Annotated in this window: 17 protein-coding genes; 9 read left to right on the top strand and 8 right to left on the bottom strand. The window is 70.3% G+C overall.

Annotation, left to right across the window (positions count from 1 at the left end; all coding sequences use genetic code 11):
• Positions 1 to 18 precede the first annotated feature (18 nt).
• Positions 19 to 4,782 carry a non-ribosomal peptide synthetase gene (locus EV186_RS11330; protein WP_166659120.1) on the bottom strand — a complete coding sequence of 1,588 codons (4,764 nt, stop codon included), beginning with the start codon at positions 4,780 to 4,782 and terminating at the stop codon, positions 19 to 21.
• Between the two features lie 174 nt (positions 4,783 to 4,956).
• Between EV186_RS11330 and EV186_RS11325 the strand changes: the two genes are divergently transcribed.
• From EV186_RS11325 to EV186_RS11315, 3 genes are read left to right on the top strand one after another with little or no spacing between them, the layout of a single operon-like run.
• On the top strand, positions 4,957 to 6,306 hold the full coding sequence (locus tag EV186_RS11325; RefSeq protein ID WP_133849195.1) for a LeuA family protein: 1,350 nt from the start codon (positions 4,957 to 4,959) through the stop codon (positions 6,304 to 6,306).
• Positions 6,230 to 7,258 carry an SAM-dependent methyltransferase gene (locus EV186_RS11320; RefSeq protein ID WP_133849194.1) on the top strand — a complete coding sequence of 343 codons (1,029 nt, stop codon included), beginning with the start codon at positions 6,230 to 6,232 and terminating at the stop codon, positions 7,256 to 7,258. Before EV186_RS11325 ends, EV186_RS11320 begins: the two co-directional genes overlap by 77 nt.
• Positions 7,258 to 8,409, top strand: coding sequence for a pyridoxal phosphate-dependent aminotransferase (locus EV186_RS11315; RefSeq protein WP_208115562.1), 1,152 nt, complete (start codon positions 7,258 to 7,260; stop codon positions 8,407 to 8,409). Before EV186_RS11320 ends, EV186_RS11315 begins: the two co-directional genes overlap by 1 nt.
• Positions 8,410 to 8,419: 10 nt before the next feature.
• Here EV186_RS11315 and EV186_RS11310 read toward each other — a convergent pair whose 3' ends face one another.
• The gene (locus tag EV186_RS11310) at positions 8,420 to 8,836 is read right to left on the bottom strand and encodes a hypothetical protein (protein ID WP_133849193.1); all 417 of its coding nucleotides are present in this window, start codon (positions 8,834 to 8,836) and stop codon (positions 8,420 to 8,422) included.
• Between the two features lie 36 nt (positions 8,837 to 8,872).
• The gene (locus tag EV186_RS11305; RefSeq protein ID WP_133849192.1) at positions 8,873 to 9,394 is read right to left on the bottom strand and encodes a DUF2231 domain-containing protein; all 522 of its coding nucleotides are present in this window, start codon (positions 9,392 to 9,394) and stop codon (positions 8,873 to 8,875) included.
• Between the two features lie 115 nt (positions 9,395 to 9,509).
• On the opposite strand from EV186_RS11305, the gene EV186_RS11300 reads away from it, so the two are divergent.
• The 3 genes from EV186_RS11300 to EV186_RS11290 all read left to right on the top strand — a co-directional run bounded on the left by EV186_RS11300 (position 9,510) and on the right by EV186_RS11290 (position 12,423).
• Positions 9,510 to 10,214 carry a helix-turn-helix transcriptional regulator gene (locus EV186_RS11300; RefSeq protein ID WP_133849191.1) on the top strand — a complete coding sequence of 235 codons (705 nt, stop codon included), beginning with the start codon at positions 9,510 to 9,512 and terminating at the stop codon, positions 10,212 to 10,214.
• A 449-nt stretch (positions 10,215 to 10,663) separates the two neighbouring features.
• A complete protein-coding gene (locus EV186_RS11295; protein ID WP_133849190.1) occupies positions 10,664 to 11,602 on the top strand; it encodes an ABC transporter ATP-binding protein in 939 nt (312 codons plus the stop codon).
• Positions 11,599 to 12,423: an ABC transporter permease gene (locus EV186_RS11290; RefSeq protein WP_133849189.1), complete on the top strand. Its 825-nt coding sequence runs from the start codon at positions 11,599 to 11,601 to the stop codon at positions 12,421 to 12,423. The genes EV186_RS11295 and EV186_RS11290 overlap by 4 nt, the downstream gene beginning before the upstream one ends.
• A 64-nt stretch (positions 12,424 to 12,487) precedes the next feature.
• On the opposite strand, the gene EV186_RS11285 is transcribed toward EV186_RS11290, so the two are convergent.
• From EV186_RS11285 to EV186_RS11275, 3 genes are all read right to left on the bottom strand, one after another.
• Complete coding sequence (locus EV186_RS11285; protein WP_208115561.1) at positions 12,488 to 12,739, bottom strand: lipopolysaccharide assembly protein LapA domain-containing protein; 252 nt, start codon at positions 12,737 to 12,739, stop codon at positions 12,488 to 12,490.
• Positions 12,740 to 13,018: 279 nt separating this feature from the next.
• Complete coding sequence (locus EV186_RS11280) at positions 13,019 to 13,351, bottom strand: helix-turn-helix domain-containing protein (protein WP_133849187.1); 333 nt, start codon at positions 13,349 to 13,351, stop codon at positions 13,019 to 13,021.
• A 728-nt stretch (positions 13,352 to 14,079) separates the two neighbouring features.
• A complete protein-coding gene (locus EV186_RS11275) occupies positions 14,080 to 14,577 on the bottom strand; it encodes a general stress protein (RefSeq protein ID WP_133849186.1) in 498 nt (165 codons plus the stop codon).
• Positions 14,578 to 14,808: 231 nt separating this feature from the next.
• On the opposite strand from EV186_RS11275, the gene EV186_RS11270 reads away from it, so the two are divergent.
• Positions 14,809 to 15,759, top strand: a complete 951-nt coding sequence (locus EV186_RS11270) for an acyl-CoA desaturase (RefSeq protein ID WP_208115560.1) — start codon at positions 14,809 to 14,811, stop codon at positions 15,757 to 15,759.
• Positions 15,760 to 15,811: 52 nt separating this feature from the next.
• Here the strand turns inward: EV186_RS11270 and EV186_RS11265 are convergent, their stop codons facing one another.
• Together EV186_RS11265 and EV186_RS11260 are read right to left on the bottom strand one after the other, a co-directional pair.
• On the bottom strand, positions 15,812 to 16,288 hold the full coding sequence (locus EV186_RS11265; protein ID WP_133849185.1) for a hypothetical protein: 477 nt from the start codon (positions 16,286 to 16,288) through the stop codon (positions 15,812 to 15,814).
• Positions 16,289 to 16,352: 64 nt separating this feature from the next.
• The gene (locus EV186_RS11260) at positions 16,353 to 17,666 is read right to left on the bottom strand and encodes an ice-binding family protein (RefSeq protein WP_208115559.1); all 1,314 of its coding nucleotides are present in this window, start codon (positions 17,664 to 17,666) and stop codon (positions 16,353 to 16,355) included.
• 456 nt (positions 17,667 to 18,122) lie between these two features.
• Between EV186_RS11260 and EV186_RS11255 the strand changes: the two genes are divergently transcribed.
• On the top strand, positions 18,123 to 19,181 hold the full coding sequence (locus EV186_RS11255) for an abortive infection protein (protein ID WP_133849184.1): 1,059 nt from the start codon (positions 18,123 to 18,125) through the stop codon (positions 19,179 to 19,181).
• A 58-nt stretch (positions 19,182 to 19,239) separates the two neighbouring features.
• Positions 19,240 to 20,685 (top strand): Vps62-related protein, encoded by a 1,446-nt coding sequence (locus EV186_RS11250; protein WP_133849183.1) that lies wholly within the window; start codon positions 19,240 to 19,242, stop codon positions 20,683 to 20,685.
• Positions 20,686 to 20,816 lie beyond the last annotated feature (131 nt).

Raw genomic sequence — 20,816 nt, 5'->3', positions numbered from 1 at the left:
CGTCCTCATCGTCCTCGGTCAGGCCCGGAGGTGGTCGGTGAACTCGTCGATCTCGTGCTGCGTCACCGACACCAGCGGCAGGTCCGACGGCGTGCGGACGCCGGCGTCCAGCCCGCGGGCGTGGCGGGTGAGTGCGCGCAACGCGGCGAACCAGGTGTCGGCGAACGCGCGGACCTCGTGCTCGCTGAGCAATCCGTCCGGCCACGACCACGTGGCGCCGAGTTCCGGTCCGGCCGGGGTGTCCCGGGTGATGGCGAGCAGGTGCAGCACGTGTGGCACCGGTGCTTGCGGTGGCAGGGCGCCGATGCCCGCCGGCTCCGGGGCGAGGCCCCAGCCGTCGGCGGCGGCGAACCGGCCGAGGTAGTTGAACCCGAGTTGCGGGGTGGGCAGCTCCGCCAGGCGCGGTCGCGCCGCCGGGTCCAGGTAGCGCAGGATGCCGAAGCCGATGCCGTTGTCCGGCACGGCCCGCAACTGTTCCTTGACCCGCACCAGCGCACGCCCGGCGGCCGGACCGCCGCGCAGCGCCTCCTCGACGTCGATGCCGCCGACGTCGAGGCGGACCGGGAACTGGGTGGTGAACCAGCCGACGGTGCGGGAGAGGTCCGCCGCGGCCACCGCCTCCTCGCGGCCGTGGCCCTCCAGGTCGACCAGCACGCCGGCCGCCGAGCCGATGCCGCGGCGTCGCGCCGCGAGCGCGAAAGCCGCGAGCAGCACGTCGTTGACGCCGCCGTGGACCGACGCGGGCACCGCGGTGAGCAAGGGCCGCGTGTCCGCCGCGGGTAGCCGCAGTTCCAGTTCGCGCGTGGTCGCCGCGGTGTCGCGCGCGGGGTCGAGCCGGCGGGTGCCCAGTGGTGGGTCGGGCACCGCCGAGGTGTTCAGCCAGAACGGGAGTTCGGCGGCTCGCGAGCCGGCGGCCAGCGCCGCCGCCCACCGCCGGAACGACGTGCCGACCGGGAGGAGCGGGTCGTCGGCCAGCGCCCGCGCGAGATCGGTCAGCAGGATCCGCCAGGACACGCCGTCGACGACCAGGTGGTGGGCGACCAGCACGAGGCGTCCGGCGCGTACCGGCCCCGCGTCGCACCACACGGCCTGCAGCACCAGCCCGCGGGCCGGGTCGAGCCGGTCCAGCGCCAGCCGGGCCGCCGTGGCAACGAGTTCGGTGAAATCGGCACCCTCGACGTCCATCCTTTGTAGACAGTCGGTGGCCGTGACCGAACCCGGCTCGGGCACGTGCAGCGACCAGTCGTCGTGCACCCGCAACCGCAGCATGTCGTGGTGGTCCAGCAGTTGCTGCAGCGCGTCGGTGAGGTCTTCGACGCGCAGACCGGCGGGCGTCCGCACCACCACGGCCTGGTTGAAGCCGTCGAGCGGGATGCCCGACGCCCGCAGCCATTCCATGATCGGCGTGCGGCGGACGTCGCCCACGCCGTCGTCGTCCCCGTCCGAGCGCTCGGCGGGCGTCACCTCGGTGGCGGCCGCGGCCAGCTCGGCGACGGTGGTGTGCCGGAACATGTCGCTGACGGTGAAGACCAGCCCGGCCTGCCGCGCCCTGCTCACCACCTCGATGGCCAGGATGCTGTCCCCGCCGAGCACGAAGAAACTGTCGTCGACCCCTACGCGAGGTAGCCCGAGCACGGCGGCGAACACGGTGCACAGCAAGGTTTCCCGGGTCGTCCTGGGGGCCCGGCCGCCGGCGACGACCGCCGGGGCGGGCAACGCGGCGCGGTCGACCTTGCCGCTCGCGGTCGTGGGTAGCTCGTCGAGGAACACGAAGGCGGTCGGCACCATGTAGTCGGGCAGACGCTCGGTGAGGTGGTCGCGCAACGCCTGTGGTGTCAGGTCGGCGTCGGTCACCACGTAGCCGACGAGGCGCCGGTGTCCATTGTGGTCGGTCTGGGTCACTGCGGCGGCGACAGTGACCGCGGGGTGCGCGGCGAGCGCCGCCTCGACCTCGCCGAGCTCGATCCGGAACCCGCGGACCTTGACCTGGTCGTCGCGGCGGCCGGCGTACACCAGCACCCCGTCGTGGCGTCGCCGCACGAGGTCCCCGGTGCGGTACATCCGGTCACCGGGACCGCCGAAGGGATCCGGCACGAACGCGGCCGCCGTCGTCGCCGGGCGCCCCAGGTAACCCCGGGCCAGTCCGGGGCCGGCCAGGTGCAGCTCGCCGGGCACCCCGATCGGGACCGGCCGCAGGTGGGCGTCCAGCACATAGGCGCGCAGCCCGTCGACCGGCAGGCCGAGCGACACCGGTTCGTCCTCGACCAGCGGGGCGCTCGCCGTCGCCGTGACGGTGCACTCCGTCGGCCCGTAGAGGTTCACCATCGTGACCCGGCCCGCCCAGCGGCGGACCAGTTCCGGCGGGCAGTCCTCGCCGCCCACCACCAGGTTCAGCCCCGCGGGCAGGCTCCCCGGCGCGAGCGCGGCGAGCACGGTCGGCGGCACGCCCAGGTGCGTGATCCGTTGCTGTCGCACCAGCTCCACCAGCGGTGGGCCCGGCCGCAACCGCTCCACTGGCGCGAGGACCAGCGTGGCGCCGGACAACAACGCCACGCTCAGCTCGCCGAAGGACGCGTCGAAGCTCGGTGAGACGAACTGCAGCGACCGGCTGCCCGGCCCCATCGCCAGCCGGCGGGCCACGGCGCTCGCCATGTTCGCCACGCCCAGGTGCGAGACAAGGACGCCCTTGGGCGCCCCGGTGGAGCCCGAGGTGTAGATGACGTAGGCGGCGTGCTGCGCCAGCAGCGGGCCGCCGCGCTCGGCGTCGGTGACCGGGCCGTCGCCGGTCGCCGCCAGCTCCGCCGCCGTGGCCACGTCGTCCAGCGCGACGGTGGGCACGCCCGCGGTGAACCCGCCCGTGGTGATCGCGAGCGCCGCGCCGGAATCGGCGAGCAGGAACTCGATCCGTTCGGCCGGGTACGTCGTGTCGACCGGCAGGTAGGCCGCGCCGGCCTTGAACACGGCCAGCACGACGGCGATCGACTCGGGCCCGCGCGGCAGCGGGAGCGCGACGATGTCCTCCGGGCCGACCCCGCGCGCCAGCAACAGCCGCGCGAGCCGGTTGGTCCAGCGGTCCAGCTCGGCATAGGTGACCACCGTGCCCTCGAACGCCAGGGCCGGCGCGCCCGGAGCGGCCGCGACGCGAGTGGTGAACAGCTCCACGAAATGCGCAGGCGGCCGTCCTGGTGGTCCCTGCCAGTCGGCGACGAGCTGCCGGTGTTCCTCGGCGTCGAGCGAGCTGACCTCGTGCAGCGGGACGTCGGGCGCGGCGACGACCTGTTCGGCCAGGACCACCAGGTGGCGGGCGAACCTCGTGGCGGTCGCGACGTCGAACAGGTCGGTGGCGTAGATGACCGTTCCCGCGAAGCCGCCGCCGTCGGGCACCAGTTGCACGCTGAGGTCGTAGCGCGGCACCGGGGAGGGCAGGGCGAGTTCCGCGAGCCGCAGCCCCGGCACCTCGACCACCGCCTCGGCCGACTGGACGACCAGCGCCGCCTGCACCAGCGGCGTGCGGCTCGGGTCGCGTTCGGTGACCACCTCGGCCACCACCCGCTCGAAGGGCACCTCGGCGTGGGCGAAGGCGGTGAGCACCGTCTCCCGGACGGTGCCGAGGAACTCGGCGAAGGAGACCGACTCGTCCACCGTCGAGCGCAAGGCCAGCGTGTTCACGAAGAACCCCGCCAGCTCGGCGACCTCGTCACGGTCCCTTGTGGACACTGGGGTGCCGAGTACGACGTCGTGCTGGCCGCTGTGGCGCGACAACAGCACCTGCACGAGGGCGACGAGCGCCATGTAGGTGCTCGCGCCGCGCGCCCGCGCGCGCCCGGAAAGCCCGGCGACGACGGGCGCGGGCACGGTGAACGTGACCAGGTCGCCCGCGGCACTGCGGACGGGCGGGCGCGGTCGGTCGGTCGGCAGCTCCAGGACCGGGGCGCCACGCAACCGATCGCGCCAGTGACCCACGTCCGGCTCGTCCCGGTCTTGTTGCCACAGCGCGTAATCCGCGTACTGCACGGCGAGACGGGGGAGTGCGGCCGGTTCCCCGGTGACCTCGGCCCGGTACAGCTCGGCGAGGTCGCGGGCGAGGATCCCGGTCGACCGGCGATCGGTCAGGATGTGGTGCAGGGTCAGCAGGAGCACGTGCTCGGTGGGCCCGAGGCGCACCAGCAACGCGCGCAGTGCGGGCAGCGTCCGCAGGTCGATCGGGCGGGTCTGTTCGCGCCGCACCAGTTCATCCAGCGGGGGCGCGTCCAGCGCGGTCGTGTGCAGCACGGGGAGTTCGACCTCGTGCGGCGGGTGGATCACCTGGCCGCCCTCGTCGAACGTCGTCCGCAACGTCTCGTGCCGGGCGACCAACCGCGACAGCGCCGCTTCGAGCTTCGGCACGTCGAGCGCGCCGGTCAGCCGGTACCCGGCGGTCATCGTGTACTCGCCGGGGGTGGCGAGGCCGTCGGCCGCCCACAACCGCCGCTGCTCCCAGGAAAGCGGCAACCGCGCAGGTCGCGCCGATCGCACGGTCGGCCGGATCGGTCGTGTGGCCCCGCCGGGCGCCACCGTCGCGGCGATGCCCGCCACCGTGGGCGCGTCCGCGAACTCGGCCTCGGACACGGTCACGCCGAACACCGCGTGCAGCCGCGCGCGCAGCACCGCGGCGGACTTCGGTGTACCGCCGAGGGCGAAGAAGTCGTCGTCGACACCGAGCCGGGCAACACCGAGCACCTCGGCGAACAACGCCCGGACGACCTTCTCCCGCCGGCTCTCGCCACCCCGATCCTGTGACACCCCCGGCGCCCCCTCGCGATCGGAATAATCGCAACAATTGACGGCGAACTGTGAACCCATCGGACGCTAGCAATTCATGCCGGGCACGGCAAATATAGTTTTGTGCAAGGCGGAGCGGGCAAAATCATCGATCGGCTAATCGGCGCGGATAGCACCGTGCGATATTGGGGTGACATGAATAGCGCAGCGCCCGCTCAGTTCATCGAGAATTGGAACGACCTCGCGCGCCCGGCGGCACCGTCGCGCCCGGTGCAGGTCCACGACGAGACCCTGCGCGACGGCCTGCAGTCGCCGTCGGTCACCCAGCCGACGCTGCCCGAACGGCTGGAGCTGCTGCACCTGATGCACCGCATCGGGGTGGACAGCGTCGATCTCGGCATGCCGGTGACCGGGCCGGTCGCGGCGCGCCAGGTCCGGCGACTGGCCGAGGAGATCCGCACCGAGCGGCTGGGCCTCAGCGCGTCCTGCGCCGCACGCACCGTGCGCGCGGACATCGCCGCGGTGGCCCGGGCGGCCCAGGATTCCGGCCTGCCGATGTGGGTCATGGCGTTCGTGGGCACGAGCCCCATCCGGCTGTACGTCGAGGGCTGGTCGGCGGCGAAGGTGCTCGCCGACGTGCGTGACGCGGTCGCCTTCGCCCGCCGTGAAGGGCTGCGCGTCTGCCTGGTCACCGAGGACACCACCCGCTCGAAGCTGGACATGACCCTCGACGTGTACGCGGCCGGGCTCGTCGAGGGCGCCGAGCGCGTCTGCGTGTGCGACACCGTCGGGCACGCCACGCCGTGGGGTGCGGCCGCGCTCGTCACCGCGGTCCGCGCCGGGCTCGCCGACCGCGGTTTCCCGGACGTGGGGATCGACTGGCACGGCCACAACGACCGCGGGCTCGCGGTGGCGAACTCGCTCGCGGCCGCGCAGTCCGGCGCGGACCGCGTGCACGGCAGCGCCCTGGGCATCGGCGAGCGCGCCGGCAACGCGGCGCTGGAGCAGTTGCTGGTCAACCTCGACGACATCGGCTGGCGCTCGTTCGACCCGGCGCAGCTGCCCCGGTACTGCGCGCTGGTGGCGCGCAGCTGCGGCGTGCCGATCCCGGCCAACCACCCCTTCTTCGGCGCGGACGTCTACCGCACGGCCACCGGCGTGCACGCCGCCGCGATCAGCAAGGCGCGGGAGTCGGGCGACAACTGGCTCGCCGAGCGGGTCTACGCCGGGATCCCGGCCGGGCGGGTCGGGGTGCGGCAACGGATCGAGGTCGGCCCGGGCAGCGGGCGCGCGAACATCGTGCACTGGTTGCGCGCCCACGACATCGCGGCGGATTCGCCGCTCGTGCAGCGCATCCGCGACGCGGTCGCGGGGGCGACGCGGGTGCTCAGCGACGCGGAGTTGCTGGCCATCGTCGCGCGGGCGGAACCGGCCGGCGAGCAATCACGACAACGGGAGGGAACGCGAGATGGCGGAGTCGGTGGAGGTCCTCGACCCGGCGGTGCAGGACGCCTGGCAGCAGATGGCAACGGCGCGGGTGGGTGAACTGGCCGCCTCGTACGTGCTGTGCACCGCGGTGGTCGGCCTCGCCCGCGCCGGGGTGGCGCGGCGCTTGTCGCGCGACTGGACGGAGCTGGCGGCCCTGGTGCCCGCGGGAGGCTCGGAGTCGTTGCTGCGCGGGGTGCTGGAGTTCCTCGCCGTGCGTGGCTTGCTGGAACGCGAAGGCGACGCGTGGCGCACGACCGACCGGGGCGCCGCCCTGCTCGCGGAACTGCCGGAGTCGTTGCTGGGCTACTACGTGGAGGCCTACGGGCCGGTCCTGCACGGCATCGACGCGATGCTCACCGGCCGGCAGCGCTACGGCGTGGACGTCGAGCGGGACACCGAGGCACTGGGCCGGCGCTGCGAGGTGCTGTTCCGCAGCTTCGGGTCGGACCTGGTGCGTCGGTTGATGCGCGAGCACGGCGCCCACAGCGTGCTCGACCTCGGCTGCGGCACGGGCGGGCTCGTGCTGGACCTGTGCCGCGACGACCCGGCCATGTCGGGAGTGGGGCTGGACATCGCGACCGACGCGATCGACTTCGCCGCCGAGCGCGCCCGCGCCGAGGGTCTCGCCGACCGGGCGTCCTTCGTGGTCGGGGACGCGTTCCAGCCGCAGACGTGGCCGGCCGCGGCGGTGGACACGGACTTCGTGGTCGCCGTCGGCGCGCTGCACGAGCACTTCCGCGACGGCGAGGGCGCCGTCGTCGAACTGCTGGGCCGCTACGCCGAATTGCTCACGGCCGGCAAGGTGTTCCTGTTGTGCGAACCGGAAATGTTCGCCGACGAGAAGGACGCCGACTTCTTCCTCGTGCACGTGCTCACCGACCAGGGTTTTCCGCGGCCACTGGACCAGTGGCTCGAGGTCATCGGCAAAGCCGGCCTGCGGTGCGACCGGGTGTTCTCCGCCCCGAACACCGGATTCCGCTTTGCCTATTACGAGATCACCGCGGGCTGATGCGCGTTTCCCGGCGCTGCACCCGGGTCGCCGGGATGGAGCTGACCGAACTGCTGCGGGTGGCCGAACGGGTCAAGGCCATCGACATCGCCCTGGGTATCCCGGCAGCGGACCCGCCGGCACCGGTCGTGGACGCGGCCGTGGCGGCGCTGCGGGCGGGCCGGCACCAGTACGCCGACCCGGCCGGCCTGCCCGAACTGCGTGCCGCGCTGGCGGCGGGGCTCAGGCGTACCCATGGGATCGACGTGGACCCGGCGACCGAGCTGACCATCACGTGCGGCGCCACCGAGGCGTTGTTCGCGACGCTGCTCGCCGTGACCGACCCCGGCGACGAGGTAGTCGTCGTGCAGCCGTGTTACGAGAGCTACGTCGGCATGGTGGAGCTGGTCGGTGCCGTTCCCGTCGTCGTCGGGCTGCGCACCGATGGCTGGCGCCTCGACCCGGCCGACCTGGCCGCCGCGGTGTCGGCGCGCACCAGGGCGATCATCCTGAACACGCCGCACAACCCGACCGGCCGGGTGTTCGATGCCGCGGAGGTCGGGGGAGTGCTGCGGTTGTGCCGCGAGCGCGGCCTCGTGTGCGTCACCGACGAGGTGTACGACCACTACGTGTTCGACGGGGCGCGCCACCGGTCGCCGCTGTCGTTGCCGGGCGGACGGGAGCACGTGGTGCTGGCCGGCAGCCTGTCCAAGACGCTCAACGCCACCGGTTGGCGCATCGGCTTCTGCGTGGCCGACCCGGCCACCACGTCGGCGATCCGCCGGGTGCACGAGCGCACGACCATCGGCACGAACCGCCCGATGCAGCACGGCGCGGCCGCGTTGGCCCTGGACTCGCTGGGGGACAACAGGTCCTGGGTCCAGCAGCAGCGGGACCTGATGGTGGACCGGCTGACCGCGATGGGCTTCGCGGTGTTCCGCCCGGAGGGCGGCTGGTTCCTCATGGCCGACACCCGGCCGCTCGGCGTCCCGGCCGGCGCGTTGTGCCGCGACCTGGTCGAGCGGGCCGGCGTCCTCGTCGCGCCGGGCGAAACCTTCTTCGCCGAGGGCGGCGAGGACCGGTGGCTGCGGATGACATTCGTACGCGACCCGGCCGCGACGCGGGACGCGCTCGACCGCATCGAACGCTTCCTGGCCGACCGGACCGGATGACCCGAGGGAATCAGCTGCCGCCGACGCCGAGGGCCGCGAGCAGGACGAGGACGACGGTCGTGACTGCGAGCAGTCCGTGGGCCCCGACCACGGCGACGGGGAAGCGTTGCTCCGGCGCCGCTTCACCGGTCGACGCGGTGCGGGCGCGGTAGCCGGGCAGCCAGCGGGCGAACATCGTGAAACCCAGCAAGGCGACCGGGACCAGGAGGATGAACGCGATCCACGCGAGCGCGCGGCTGTCGGCGAACAGGTACACGATCCACAGGACGAGGCCGACCGCGGCGATACCGAAGTGCCCGAACACCAGCCCCGGGGACAAGCGGGTGGTCTCCGGTGCTCGGGTACCGCCCTTGGCGATCCAGGTGCCCAGCATGACGAAGCCGCCTCCGGCGGTGACCAGCCAGGCGATCAGTGCGGCGATGTCCATGATCGGTCTCCTCTGGTGTGGTGGTGGACGAACGTCTCAGGCCGCGGAGCGGGTGTATCCCTGCGCCTGCGTGGACTCGGCGGCGACGCGGACGCCGTAGTGGTAGGCCAGCTTCCCGCCGAGGTAGCCCGACGCGGCGAGGGCGACGAGGGCGGCCACCGACAGGACGAGCGGGCCGATCGCCACCGGTCCCGGGCCCGCGGAGGTGGCCCGGCGCCAGAAGAACGCGACGATGTAGGCGACGGTGACGGTGAGGTTGAGGCCCATGTGCGTCAACCCGGTGCGGAACGCCCGGGTGCCGGTGGGGATCGCCATCAGGTCGAGGACGCCGACCATCGCCGCGGCGAGCGCGCCGATGACGCCGATCGCGATGAGCCACAGCGATCCCCGCGCCAGGAAACCCGGATCGTCGACGATCCGCGACCCGATGTCGAAGACCAGGCTGCTGACCCAGGCGCCGATGGGCACCGTCACCAGGATCGGGTGGAACGGGTGGCCGTACGGCCCGGCCAGCGCCGCGCTCACCGGCTGTTTCGCCTGCTCGAGATCGTTCGTCATGTCGACTCCTTTTCGCCAACAAAGTTTGGTCTTATTGCTCGTGGCGGTCAAGCTGGGCAGGTGAGCGGTACCCGATCGGAGTTACGTTCATGCGTGTCGGTGCTAGCCTGCGACCATGGGCCAGGATCCGATCGGCGCGCTCGCGGCGCTGGACGATCCCTTGCGGCGCGACATGTACGCCCACATCCGGCAGGCCCGGCACCCGGTCACCCGCGACGAGGCGGCCGGGGCGGTCGGGATCTCCCGCAAGCTGGCGGCGTTCCACCTGGACAAGCTGGTCGTGGCCGGACTGCTGCGCACGCGCTACGAATTCGTCGGCGGCGTGCCGAAGGTCGGGCGTGCGCCCAAGGTGTACGAACCCTCCGACCTCGAGGTGCGGGTCAGCATCCCACCCCGCCAGCACGACGTCCTGGCCGAGATCTTGCTGGACGCCGTCCTCGACCATGGTGGCGGTGAGACCGCTCGCGACGCCGCGCTGCGCGCTGCCCGCCGGCACGGCGAGGCTCTCGGCGCTGCCGAACGCGCCCGGCACCGGCCCGGTCGCCTCGGCGCCGAACGGGCCCTCACCATCGCCTCGGTCGTGGTCGAACGCCACGGCTTCGAGCCGGACCGCGAAGCCTCGACCTGCCTGCGGCTGCGCAACTGCCCGTTCCACCCGCTGGCCGCGAAGGCCCCCGACCTCGTGTGCCAGATCAACCAGGCCTTCCTCAGCGGCCTGCTCGACGGTCTGCGGGCACCCACCGTCGAAGCGGTCCTGGACCCCCGCGCCGGCGAATGCTGCGTAGCGCTCCGACCCGCAACGCCGGCCGAAAAGAAGTAGTGCCGCCCGCTTTTCGATGGTGGCGGTGTTGGAAAATCCAATCAAGCGGTACCGATATTCAGTCTGGTCGGTGACTGACAGTGGGTTCGGCGACCGGAAATTCGTTCCACGTGGTGTGACGGCCACCGTTACTGTATGTACTTCTGGTGGCAAAAGGTGCATGCTCAGGTGACTCACCGGTTTTGGTGGCTCTCGGCATCCCGTCGGCATCGGACCGCCTGTCCGCCGTTGAGCGCGAAAGGCTCGCGCCCGCTTGGTGGCGCGGCGATGGCCCCTCCTGGCTGAGCTCGCCTCCGGCAGCACCGCAGGTGCTCCCGTGACACGCCGAGGTGCCGTGCGTTGCCTTGCCTTCGCTGTTGTGGTCATGAAAGTTGCGACACGCCTGCCGTCGTCGATGGCCAGTACTCCCGTTCCACTTTGCTCGCCAAGATGACAGGGAAGGCCACGGAATGATCGAAGTGAAGAACCTCTCCAAACGCTATGGAGAGAAACTTGCCGTGGACGGGGTGAGTTTCGTCGTGCACCCGGGAATGGTCACGGGGTTCCTCGGCCCCAACGGGGCCGGGAAATCCACCACGATGCGGATGATCGCGGGGCTGGACCGGCCGACCGCCGGGGATGTCGTCGTCAACGACCGCCGTTACCGGTCCTGTCGAGCGCCGATGGCCGAGTTGGGTGTGCTGCTCGAGGCCAAAGCGGTACACACCGGCCGGTCGGCCCGCAACCACCTGCTCGCACTGGCGCAGACCAACGGCGTCAGCAGCAAGCGCGTCGACGAGGTGATCGACCTGGTCGGACTTCGGAGCGTGGCCGGTACCCGGGTCGGCGGCTTCAGCCTCGGCATGGGACAGCGACTGGGCGTCGCCTCGGCCCTGCTGGGCAACCCGCAGACCGTGGTGCTGGACGAACCGTCCAACGGCCTGGACCCCGAAGGTGTGTTGTGGATGCGCACCATGCTCAAGAGCCTGGCCGCCGATGGGCACACGGTGTTCGTGTCCTCGCACCTGATGAGCGAGATGGCGCAAACCGCGACGCGGTTGGTCGTGATCGGCCGGGGCAAGCTCATGGCCGACACCACGGTCGCGGAGTTCATCGCCCGAGCCTCGGCCAGCACCGTCACCGTCCGCACGCCCGAGGCGTCTCGGCTGCGCGAACTGCTGATCGCCCCGGACATCACCATCTCCGCCGGTCAGCCCGATGTCCTGCACGTCGACGGCCTGACCGCGCAACACATCGGCACGATCGCGTGGCAGGCCCACCTGCCCATCTACGAACTGACCGTCCAGCAGGCCTCACTGGAACAGGCATTCATGGAACTGACCAGCGACTCCATCGAATACCGCACCACCACCAGCGCCGACCCCCACACCGAGACGGTGGCGTCATGACCGCAACGCTCGAGCCGGCCCCGACGCCGATCAGACCGGACCACCACGGGCTGCGCGTAACGCAGCTACGCGTGATTCGTTCGGAATGGACGAAGTTCCGCTCACTGCGCTCGACGCTCTACACCCTGCTGCTCGCGGTCGTCTTCATGATCGGGCTCGGCGCCCTGTTCTCCGGTATCCAGGCCGGCCAGGCCCAGGGCTTCGATCCGGGTCAGACCGCGACCTCGGCCAGTCTGACCGGGACCTTCTTCGCGCAGCTGGCCATCGGGGTCCTCGGGGTCCTGGTGATCACCGGTGAGTACAGCACGGGCATGATCCGCGCCTCGCTGGCCGTCGTGCCCGCGCGGCTGCCGATGCTGTGGGCGAAGCTCGCGGTGTGCGCGGGCGCGGTGTTCCTGACCATGTTGGCCAGCAGCATCACCGCGTTCACCATCGGCCAGCTCCTGCTGAGCGGGAAACACCTCGACGCCTCGCTGTCCGACCCGGGTGCCCTGCGTTCGATCATCGGCGCCGCGTTGTACCTGAGCGTGGCCGCGATAACCGCGCTCGCACTGGGTGCCGTACTGCGCAACACCGCGGCGGCGATCTCCACCTTCGTCGCGGTGTTCTTCGTCGTGCCACCGCTGACCATGCTGCTGCCTGCGTCGTGGACGGACCACTTCGTGCAGTACCTGCCCTCCAACGCCGGCGGCATGCTGATCGACGGCACCTACGGTGTTGCCCACCCCTTGTCACCCTGGACCGGTTTCGCGGTGATGTGCGCCTACGCGGTCGTCCTGATCGGATTCGCCGCTTGGAGGTTGCGCCGCGCCGATGCTTGAGGGCGCGGGCTGGGAACGTTGGGTGCCGGCGTGGGATCGCGTCGGCACCCTCGCGGCAAGTGCGTCAGCGTCGAGGGGAGCGGGGCAGGCGGCGCCGCAGCTGCCAGATGCGCAGTGATCCGGCGATCGCGGTCAACAGCACCCCGGCGACGGCGGCGAGCAGCATGGCCACCGCCAGTGACACGTTTCCGGCCGCGCCGAGGTAGGAGATCCGCACCGACTGCGTGTTCTGCAAGATGAAGATCAGCAGCAGCACCAGCACGACGGCGAACACGATGACACCGGTCCAGACGGCGCTGGTACGGCTGCGGCGCAACGGGTTGCGGGCTGGAGGAGCGGCCGTTCGCGGAGCGGTATCGGCGATGGGCGGCTCGGTCGCTGCTGGCGCGGCGTCCGCATGAGTGGTGTGGGACTGTACGGGCCGGTTGGCCGACGTATCGGTCATGAGAGAGCCCCCTCTCTACGGTGAGGGCTACTGCTCAGCCTACCCGTCGAGCGTGGGCCGGGGATGACAGTTGACCGCATGGTTGAGCCGGAATGCGGCGTCGGTTTTCCGGTGCTGGTGTGCCGCGGTAGGGCGGCACACCACGCAGGTTCAGTCGGAGGGTTGTAGATCGGCGTTGCGTTGCTGGGCGTCGTGGAGTTGGTCTTCGAGGGTGATGATGCGGCAGGCCGCGTCGATCGGGGTGCCCTGGTCGACCAGTTCGCGCACGCGTGCGGCCACGCGTAGTTGGTGGCGGGAGTAGCGGCGGTGCCCGCCGGCGGAACGCTGGGGCTGGATCAGCCCGTTCTCGTCAAGGCTGCGCAGGAAACCCTGGGTCGTGCCCAGCATGTCCGCGGCCCGGCCCATGGTGTAGCCGGGGTAATGCTCATCATCGAACTTGTCGCCCGCGCTCGGCGCGGGCGCGTCGGACTGGTCAGGGATCATTCGACCTCCGCATCACGAAGGCCCCTGGGTGCCGTGTACGGCACCCAGGGGCCTAGGGGTTTGGGTTTCACCATTGTCAGCCGACAGTGAGATCGGCGTTCCGTACCCGCACTGATCGATCAAGAACCCGATCGCGCGGGGATCGCGTGTCAGTAACCGAGAACCACCTACCAATCCGATGGGCCTGCGGTACCCGCCCGGCGCAAAGCAGCCATGGCGGGCGATCCAATGATGCGCCCTCTCCCTTCTTTCCAGTGTTTTCCTATCGGATACCGCTACGGACGTCACCCGACCGGAACCTCTTACCAAAATCGGTCCCAGCACCGGTGGCGCCGCTGATCGGGTGCGCCAGAACCCCTGTGTTGCTTGGCTCCGGCGCACCCGACCGCCTTCTTCACTACTTGCGTACCTATTTTCTTGCGCTAGCTCGCCAGGACCGACACTTCTTCGATCACTTCTGCCCTGGCCCGGTCGCCGGTCGGAGCCCGTACTGCTCGGCTCCGTGCCTCGACGACCGTCTTGTCTCGCTTCGCGGGTAGTTCCGTCCTCTCCCGCGTCTGCACGACGTTGTCTCTCTCGCTACGACCAGAACACTACACACGCCTGGCGCCGAATGTCTACTCCGGCCGCCATAGATTTTCTCCGGGGTGTCGCCGGTGCCGGCGCGACGCCGACGGTTTGCCCCCGAACGCGGTCGCTCCGGACGACGAGCGCGCGGTGGCAGTGGGTCAGGCGCTGCGCAGGGCGAGGGCCGCGAGCAGATCCCGGCCCCGCTCGGCGGTCGGTGGCTGGCACAGCACGTCGTAGTGGCCGGCGACCAGCTGGCTGTGCGAGGCGAAGTTCCGTTGACCGTGCGTCGGGGCGAACCGCATCGCGGCCGAGGCCATGCCGGTCGCGATGCCGGCGGCGAGGCCGATCGCGATCGGCGCCATCCCGGAGCCCGCGGTGAACATGCTCAGCAGCAGGCCGACGAACAGACCGAGCCACGCACCCGACATCGCTCCCGCGGCCAGCACGCGCCGCCAGGTCAGGTGGGCGTCGATCCGCTCGACAAGCAGTGGGTCCACACCGACGATCGCGACACCCTCGAGCGGGAAGTCGTTGTCAGCCAGGTGGTAGACGGCCTGTTGTGCCTGCTTGTAGGTGTCGTAGGAGCTGATCGGCCAGCCACCGGGCAACGTCGGCAGCCGCGAAGCCGCCTGGGTCTGTGTGAACGCCTTCGTCATTTTGTCCCACCGTCCGGGACACGATTCATGTCCACTACGAGTGACAACGCCGATCTGGCCCGGATGGTGCCGAATATCGAATATTCACAGACAATTCTCAGGGCGTCGTCGGCCGCCGTGATGTTTCAGCAGCTCCGTGCGTGGGTAATACCTCTCGTGGAGTCCTTCGGGGCACCACTTTGCGTCCCCAGTCCCCGGGCGCGGGAATTTGACCGCCGAGATTGGTTGACCATGAGTACTGCTATCGCCCCTGCCCGGGCCGAAAACCGAACACCCGAGCCGATGCTGGCTGGTGAGAAGACCCGGTTCGAGAACTTCCTGGTGAAGTTGTTCGCGGTGGTGCCGTTGCTGGCGGTGGCCGCGGCGGTGCCGCTGGCGTGGGGGTGGGGACTGTCCTGGACCGACATCGGGCTGGCCGCGGGGTTCTACTTCCTCACCTGCCTGGGCGTGACGGTCGGGTTCCACCGCTACTTCACCCACGGCGCGTTCAAAGCCAACCGGGCGCTGCGGATCGCGCTGGCCGCGATCGGCAGCATGGCCATGCAAGGCCCCGTGATCGGCTGGGTGGCCGATCACCGCCGCCACCACGCCTACGCCGACCGCGAGGGCGACCCGCACTCGCCGTGGCTGTTCGGCACCTCGGCCGCCGCGCTGGCCAAGGGGTTCTGGCACGCCCACATGGGCTGGATGTTCGGCCGCGACAAAACCAACCCCCGCCGCTTCGCCCCCGACCTGCTCGCCGATGACGACATCACCCGCGTCGACAAGCTCTTCCCGCTGCTGACCGTGGCCACGCTGCTGACCCCGGCCCTGCTGGGCGGGCTGATCACGATGTCCTGGTGGGGTGCGCTGACCGGGTTCTTCTGGGCCGGGCTGGTCCGCGTCGCGCTGCTGCACCACGTGACCTGGTCGGTCAACTCCATCTGCCACATGATCGGCGAGCGGCCCTACGCCGCCCGCGACAAGTCCGCGAACTTCTGGCCGCTGGCGATCCTGTCCTGCGGTGAGTCCTGGCACAACTCGCACCACGCCGACCCCACCGGCGCCCGCCACGGCGTGGGCCGCGGCCAGATCGACATCTCCGCCCGCCTGATCTGGATCTTCGAAAAACTCGGCTGGGCCACCCAGGTCCGCTGGCCCCGACCCGAACGCTTCGCCAAACTGGCCAACAAGCCGGCGTGACCCTCGGATAGCCGCTCGCCACGACCATCCACTGGATGCGGTGCGACTCCGATCATGTGCGTCGTCGGGGTAGGTCGTTGTCGGCCGGGTGGATGTCGCCCATGCCGGTGCCGACGAGCCCCGCATACGGCCGGCCCGCCCGGTCGACCGCGAGCATGTGCAGGGTGAACCAAGGTGGCCTGCGGCCCGTGACGTCGATCAGGTTCAAGTGGCCGGCCAGCTCGAAAACGGTGCGGAGGGCGGTCATCGTGCTGACCCGGTCGGGGTCGGATTCGGGCGACAGGCCTTCCAGCGTGATGTCGAGCTGGTCTTGATCGGACTTGATGTCGACTCGCACCGAGGCCTGGGCCGGGAATTCCCCCAGGTCGCGGAGCTCGCCCACCTCGTGCAGGAGGCGGGCCGCGATGGCGGGCAAGGTGTGCGCGACCTCGAGCTGGTCCGCTCCGGTGATGAACAGTCCCGGTTCACCGAGGCTGATGGTCCCGTCCGCTGGTGGTGGGACGTCGCGGTATCCAGGTTCATCGTGCATTCCGACCTCCAGGGTCCGTCGTGCGCCCTGTGGGTGAGAGGCGAACTGGTTCGTTTGCGTTGGGTCATGCCCGGCGGGTGCGTGCGACGGCGAAGAGCAGGCCGCCGAGGGCGATGAGCAAGGCACCGACCGCGATCAGGGGAGCGAGCAGCGAGCTGGTTCCGGTGTAGGCGAGGTCGGACGGTCCCGTGGGGCCGTTCGTGCCGTGGTGCCCGCCGCCGCCGCCGTTGCCGTGGTGGTGGGTGGGCCGGGTGACGCCGGGCGTGCTCCTGGTGGTGGGAGTTACGTCGGTACTCGACGTCGTGGAGCCGGTCGACGTGGTGGTCGAGCTGCCGGTGGTTGTGCCGGTGGTGGTGGTGCCGGTGGTGGTGGTGCCGGTGGTCGTGGTGCCGGTGGTCGTGGTGCCGGTGGTCGTTGTCGTGTCAGTGGTGGTCGTGGTGGTGCCGGTAGTTGTGGTGGTTTCGGTGGGCGTCGTCGTGGTGGTCTCGGGCGTCGTGGTGGTGGTCTCGGGCGTTGTGGTGGTGGTCTCGGTGGGTGTGGTTGTGGTGTCGGTGGTTGTGGTGGTCTCGGTTGGGGTCGTGGTGGTCGTCTCGGTCGGCGTGGTGGTCGTGGTGGTCGGGGTCGTGTCGCAGCCGGGAGTGGTGAACGTGTCGTCGTCCAGGGTTACCGCGCCGTTGCGGGCGAGCGCGCGGCCCTGGACGTCGGTGCCCGTGGTGACGGTGATCGAGGTCAGCGCCATGATGGTGCCGGTGAAGTCGGAGTGGGTGCCCAAGGTGGCGGAGCTGCCGACCTGCCAGTAGACGTGGCAGCCTTGCGCGCCGTTGACCAGGTTGACGTCGCTGGCGGACGCGGTGATCAAGGTGGACGACGCCTGGAAGATCCAGACGGTGCTCGGGTCGCCTTGGGCGTCCAGGGTCACGGTTCCGCTCAGCGCGAGCGGGCCGCTGGCCTGGTAGACGCCGCCTACCAGGGTGAGACCGACCAGGTCGGCGGGCACGTTGGCGGTGGGTGCCCGGCCGGCCGCGTCGTTGTAGGCGGTGGTGAGGTCGAGCTGCGCTTGCGCGGCCGGGGCGTCGCCGGCGTGGATGGCGCCACCGGCGGTGCCAGGCGGGAAGCCGACGATCGCCGTGCCGGGGCTGACGCCCAGGCTCGCGTCCAGGGTGCTGGGACCGGTGTTGGTCACGGTTTGGCCGCCCAGCACCGAATAGGACCCCGCGGTACCCAGGCCCACCGGCGCGGTCGCGGCAAAAGCGCGGGGCGAGGCCGGCAGCACACCGGTGAGGAAGAGCAGGCCTGCGATCGTCGAAATCGCGGCTGTCGCGCTCCACCGGACACGGCGGGTCCAGCTGGAGGTTCTGTTGGCGGGCTTGCCGTCCATGCGCATTGCCTCCATCGATCACGAGCGATCGAGGAACGGCGGGGACCGGGCCGTTGACTCGTAAACCATTGCGCGCCACCGCCGGTACGAGATGACTCAATGGACGGTCGTCGCTTACCTTGCACGGTAACCCCGTCAACCGGTAAGGCCGGACCGACGGCTGCAATCCACCCGAACGTGTATCGCCCGCCCCAACGTCGCTACCTTCAGTAGCCAGAGTGGACAGTCGGCGGCAGAAGTCGTCGAGGAACTGCTCACGGCGACAATAGGGAGTTTCTCAGCCAAGCTGCCGAATCCGGTGTAGATCACCTGCCTGGCCGAACCCCTCTTTCAACTCCACCCGGCGGTACGGCCCGCGATGGGTGACAACGAGGGGTTGACGTTGACAACCCAGGGTTGACAAGATGGTCGGGTGAGCAAGCACAGGGTGGTCGTCGGCGAAAGAAGGCCGCGGCGGTGAGACGCAGGGGTGTGCTGTACGACGTGGGCCGGGTGCTCGGCTTCAACTGGCGTCCCGTGTTCGATCCGCGGGTCGTCCGTCGTGAACTGGAGATCATCAGGGACGACCTCGGCTGCAACGCCGTCAAGATCTGTGGTCGCGACGTCGACCGCCTCACCGTCGCCGCCGAGCACGCCCTGGCGCTGGGTTTGGAGGTGTGGTTCTCGCCCGAGCTGTGGGATCAGGGCGTCGAAGCCACGTTGGCGCACATCGCCGCGGCGGCCGTGGCGGGCGAGCGGCTTCGTCGCCGTTGGCCTGATCGGCTGGTGTTCAGCGTGGCCACGGAATCGACGCTGTTCATGCGCGGCATCATCAAGGGGCGGACCTTCCTCCGGCGGCTCGCGAACGTCCACGAGGAGATCCGAGCCGGCCGGCACCGCGCGCCGCTGGAAGCGTTCCTGACGCGTGCCACACGCCAGGTCCGCGACGTGTTCGGTGGTCCGATCACCTATGCCTCGTTGCCCTTCGAACGCGTCGACTGGGACCTGTTCGACATCGTCGGCGTCGATCACTACCGGGACGCCCGGTCCGGCCCGCGCTACCTCGACACGCTCGAGCGGTTGTCCGCCCACGGCAAACCCGTCGTCGTCACCGAGTTCGGCATGCGTACCTACCGAGGCGCCGACCGCGACGGCAAGCTGGGTACCGGCATCACCGACTGGAAAACCGTTGCCCTCCACCAGCTCCCGCTCGTCGGCCGGCTCGTCCGTCCCCGCCTGGTAAAAGGCGATCACGTCCGCGACGAGGGGTCGCAAGCCACGAGGATCGCCGAGGACCTGACGATTCTCGAGGCCGCAGGCGTCGACGGTGCGTTCGTCTGCCAGTTCGTCGAGCCGTTGTCGTGCTACAGCCCTGATCCCCGGTACGACCTCGACATGGGGGCGCTGAGCCTGGTCAAGACCTACGCCGGCGGGCGCGGGACGACCTACCCGGACATGGCCTGGGAGCCCAAGGAATCGTTCCACGCCGTCGCCCGCTTCTACGGCAACCGGCCCGACGGCCGTGTGTCCATCTAGGGTGGATACATCGGACTGGTCGACGCGGTGGCGGATGGCTTGGGTCAGGGGGAGCGCGATGGGTCGAGGTCGGGTGGTCGCTGGGCTGGTGTCGCTGCTGGTCCTGGCGGTTTCCGGGTGCAAGACGACCGAGACCGGCACGCCCCAGCCCACCGGCGGCGTCACCGGCGGTCCCGCGGCCTTCGCGCCGTTGGTCTACTTGGCACACGACGAGGACCACGAGCCCGGCGACGCGAGCGAGTTCATCCGGCGGTCGACGCTGAAGTGGTCGCACGCCGAGCCCTGCAAGGACGAGACGATCGCCGTCCACCCGGCCGAGAAGGACCTCGCGACGCCAGGCAAGTTCCAGGCACGCAAAGCCAACAAGGACACGTGCAAGCCGGAAGGCCCGGTCTACACGACCACGCAGGCGACGCGGCCGTACTCCGGCGACTTCGGCCGGGAAGGCTTCTTCCTGACGTCCGATGTGGACAACAACGGCGAAGGTGGACCCGATCCGGTTTACCTGCAGGACGTGCCGGGCGACGGGGAGAACAAGGGCTTGACCGGCCACGTCTACTGGTTCTTCTACCCGTGGAACGAGTCCACCGTGCCGGGCGGTGGCCACGGTGGCAACCACGAAGGCGACTGGGAGCGGATCACCGTCGTCACCAGAGGCGACCAGCCGGTGCGCGTGGTGTATTCACAGCACGACACCAAGTGCGCGGTGGACTGGGCCGACGTCGAGAAGCAGGACGGCCACCCGGTCGTCTACGCGGCCGAGGGCTCGCACGGGTCCTACCCGAAACCGGGCGGCTACTCGATCCCCAAGGTGCCGTTCCCGGACCACGCCGACCGGGGCAAGCAGTGGCGCACGTGGGAGCAGGTGCGTGCGGTCGAGAAGCAGCCGTGGTGGGGTTACGGCGGCGGCTGGGGTGACGTCGGCGCGCCGATCGAGATCGGGGAGCTCGGCAAGCACCAGACCGGTCCGGCCGGACCGATGCCGCCCGAGGTCCGGGACATGCGCCCGGAGGTGTTCCGCACGGCGCCGTGCCCGGCACCGCTGGAACCGACCGCGACGCCTGGACCAGCACCGACCGGCCAGGACCAGGAGCCGACCGCGGTGTCGCCGGAGAAGTACCACCACCGGGTCGGCTCGCTCGACTTCTACTTCTTCACCTCGCCGGACGACCAGTATTCCTGCGCCATCGTCGCGGAGCAGGCGCTGTGCCAAGGCGGAACGAAGCCGGTGCCGCCTCGGCCCGCCAGTTGCAACCCGGACATCACCTGGGGTTACGGCATGTCGGTCGGATCGGACGACAAGGTGGACTTCATCTGCGCCGGCGGCATCATGTACGGGCCAGCCGATCGGTCGCCGGGACCGCAGGACCGCCTGCCGTCTGGCAAGACGCTCACCACGCTCGGCTTCACCTGCGCGGCCACCGGCGATTCGGAGCTCCGCTGCACGCACGACGCCTCCGGACACGGGTTCCGCATCGCTCCGGACTCGAACGAGAAGTTCTGAGGCTGTCGACCGGGTCACCGAGGCGGCCGAGCACTGCGATCACGTCGCGGGGCGCGGGCGGGCCGCCGGAAGAATTGTCGGAAGAAATGCGGGAGGTAAAGTTCGGGTTCATTCCAGGCTGTTGCCTTTCT

This window comes from Labedaea rhizosphaerae (genome assembly GCF_004362825.1).
GTDB lineage: Bacteria > Actinomycetota > Actinomycetes > Mycobacteriales > Pseudonocardiaceae > Labedaea > Labedaea rhizosphaerae.
Note: the sequence above shows the minus strand (reverse complement) of the source record. Positions and strands in the feature narration are given on the sequence as shown.

What these genes read in the sequence shown, in the direction of transcription:
- EV186_RS11310 (WP_133849193.1), bottom strand. Translation starts at nt 8,836, where the DNA reads ATGGACATCGCCGCACTGATCGCCTGGCTGGTCACCGCCGGAGGCGGC.
- EV186_RS11280 (WP_133849187.1), bottom strand. Translation starts at nt 13,351, where the DNA reads ATGATCCCTGACCAGTCCGACGCGCCCGCGCCGAGCGCGGGCGACAAG.
- EV186_RS11250 (WP_133849183.1), top strand. Translation starts at nt 19,240, where the DNA reads ATGGGTCGAGGTCGGGTGGTCGCTGGGCTGGTGTCGCTGCTGGTCCTG.
- EV186_RS11315 (WP_208115562.1), top strand. Translation starts at nt 7,258, where the DNA reads ATGCGCGTTTCCCGGCGCTGCACCCGGGTCGCCGGGATGGAGCTGACC.
- EV186_RS11300 (WP_133849191.1), top strand. Translation starts at nt 9,510, where the DNA reads ATGGGCCAGGATCCGATCGGCGCGCTCGCGGCGCTGGACGATCCCTTG.
- EV186_RS11320 (WP_133849194.1), top strand. Translation starts at nt 6,230, where the DNA reads ATGGCGGAGTCGGTGGAGGTCCTCGACCCGGCGGTGCAGGACGCCTGG.
- EV186_RS11270 (WP_208115560.1), top strand. Translation starts at nt 14,809, where the DNA reads ATGAGTACTGCTATCGCCCCTGCCCGGGCCGAAAACCGAACACCCGAG.
- EV186_RS11295 (WP_133849190.1), top strand. Translation starts at nt 10,664, where the DNA reads ATGATCGAAGTGAAGAACCTCTCCAAACGCTATGGAGAGAAACTTGCC.
- EV186_RS11305 (WP_133849192.1), bottom strand. Translation starts at nt 9,394, where the DNA reads ATGACGAACGATCTCGAGCAGGCGAAACAGCCGGTGAGCGCGGCGCTG.
- EV186_RS11325 (WP_133849195.1), top strand. Translation starts at nt 4,957, where the DNA reads ATGAATAGCGCAGCGCCCGCTCAGTTCATCGAGAATTGGAACGACCTC.
- EV186_RS11260 (WP_208115559.1), bottom strand. Translation starts at nt 17,666, where the DNA reads ATGGACGGCAAGCCCGCCAACAGAACCTCCAGCTGGACCCGCCGTGTC.
- EV186_RS11265 (WP_133849185.1), bottom strand. Translation starts at nt 16,288, where the DNA reads ATGCACGATGAACCTGGATACCGCGACGTCCCACCACCAGCGGACGGG.
- EV186_RS11290 (WP_133849189.1), top strand. Translation starts at nt 11,599, where the DNA reads ATGACCGCAACGCTCGAGCCGGCCCCGACGCCGATCAGACCGGACCAC.
- EV186_RS11275 (WP_133849186.1), bottom strand. Translation starts at nt 14,577, where the DNA reads ATGACGAAGGCGTTCACACAGACCCAGGCGGCTTCGCGGCTGCCGACG.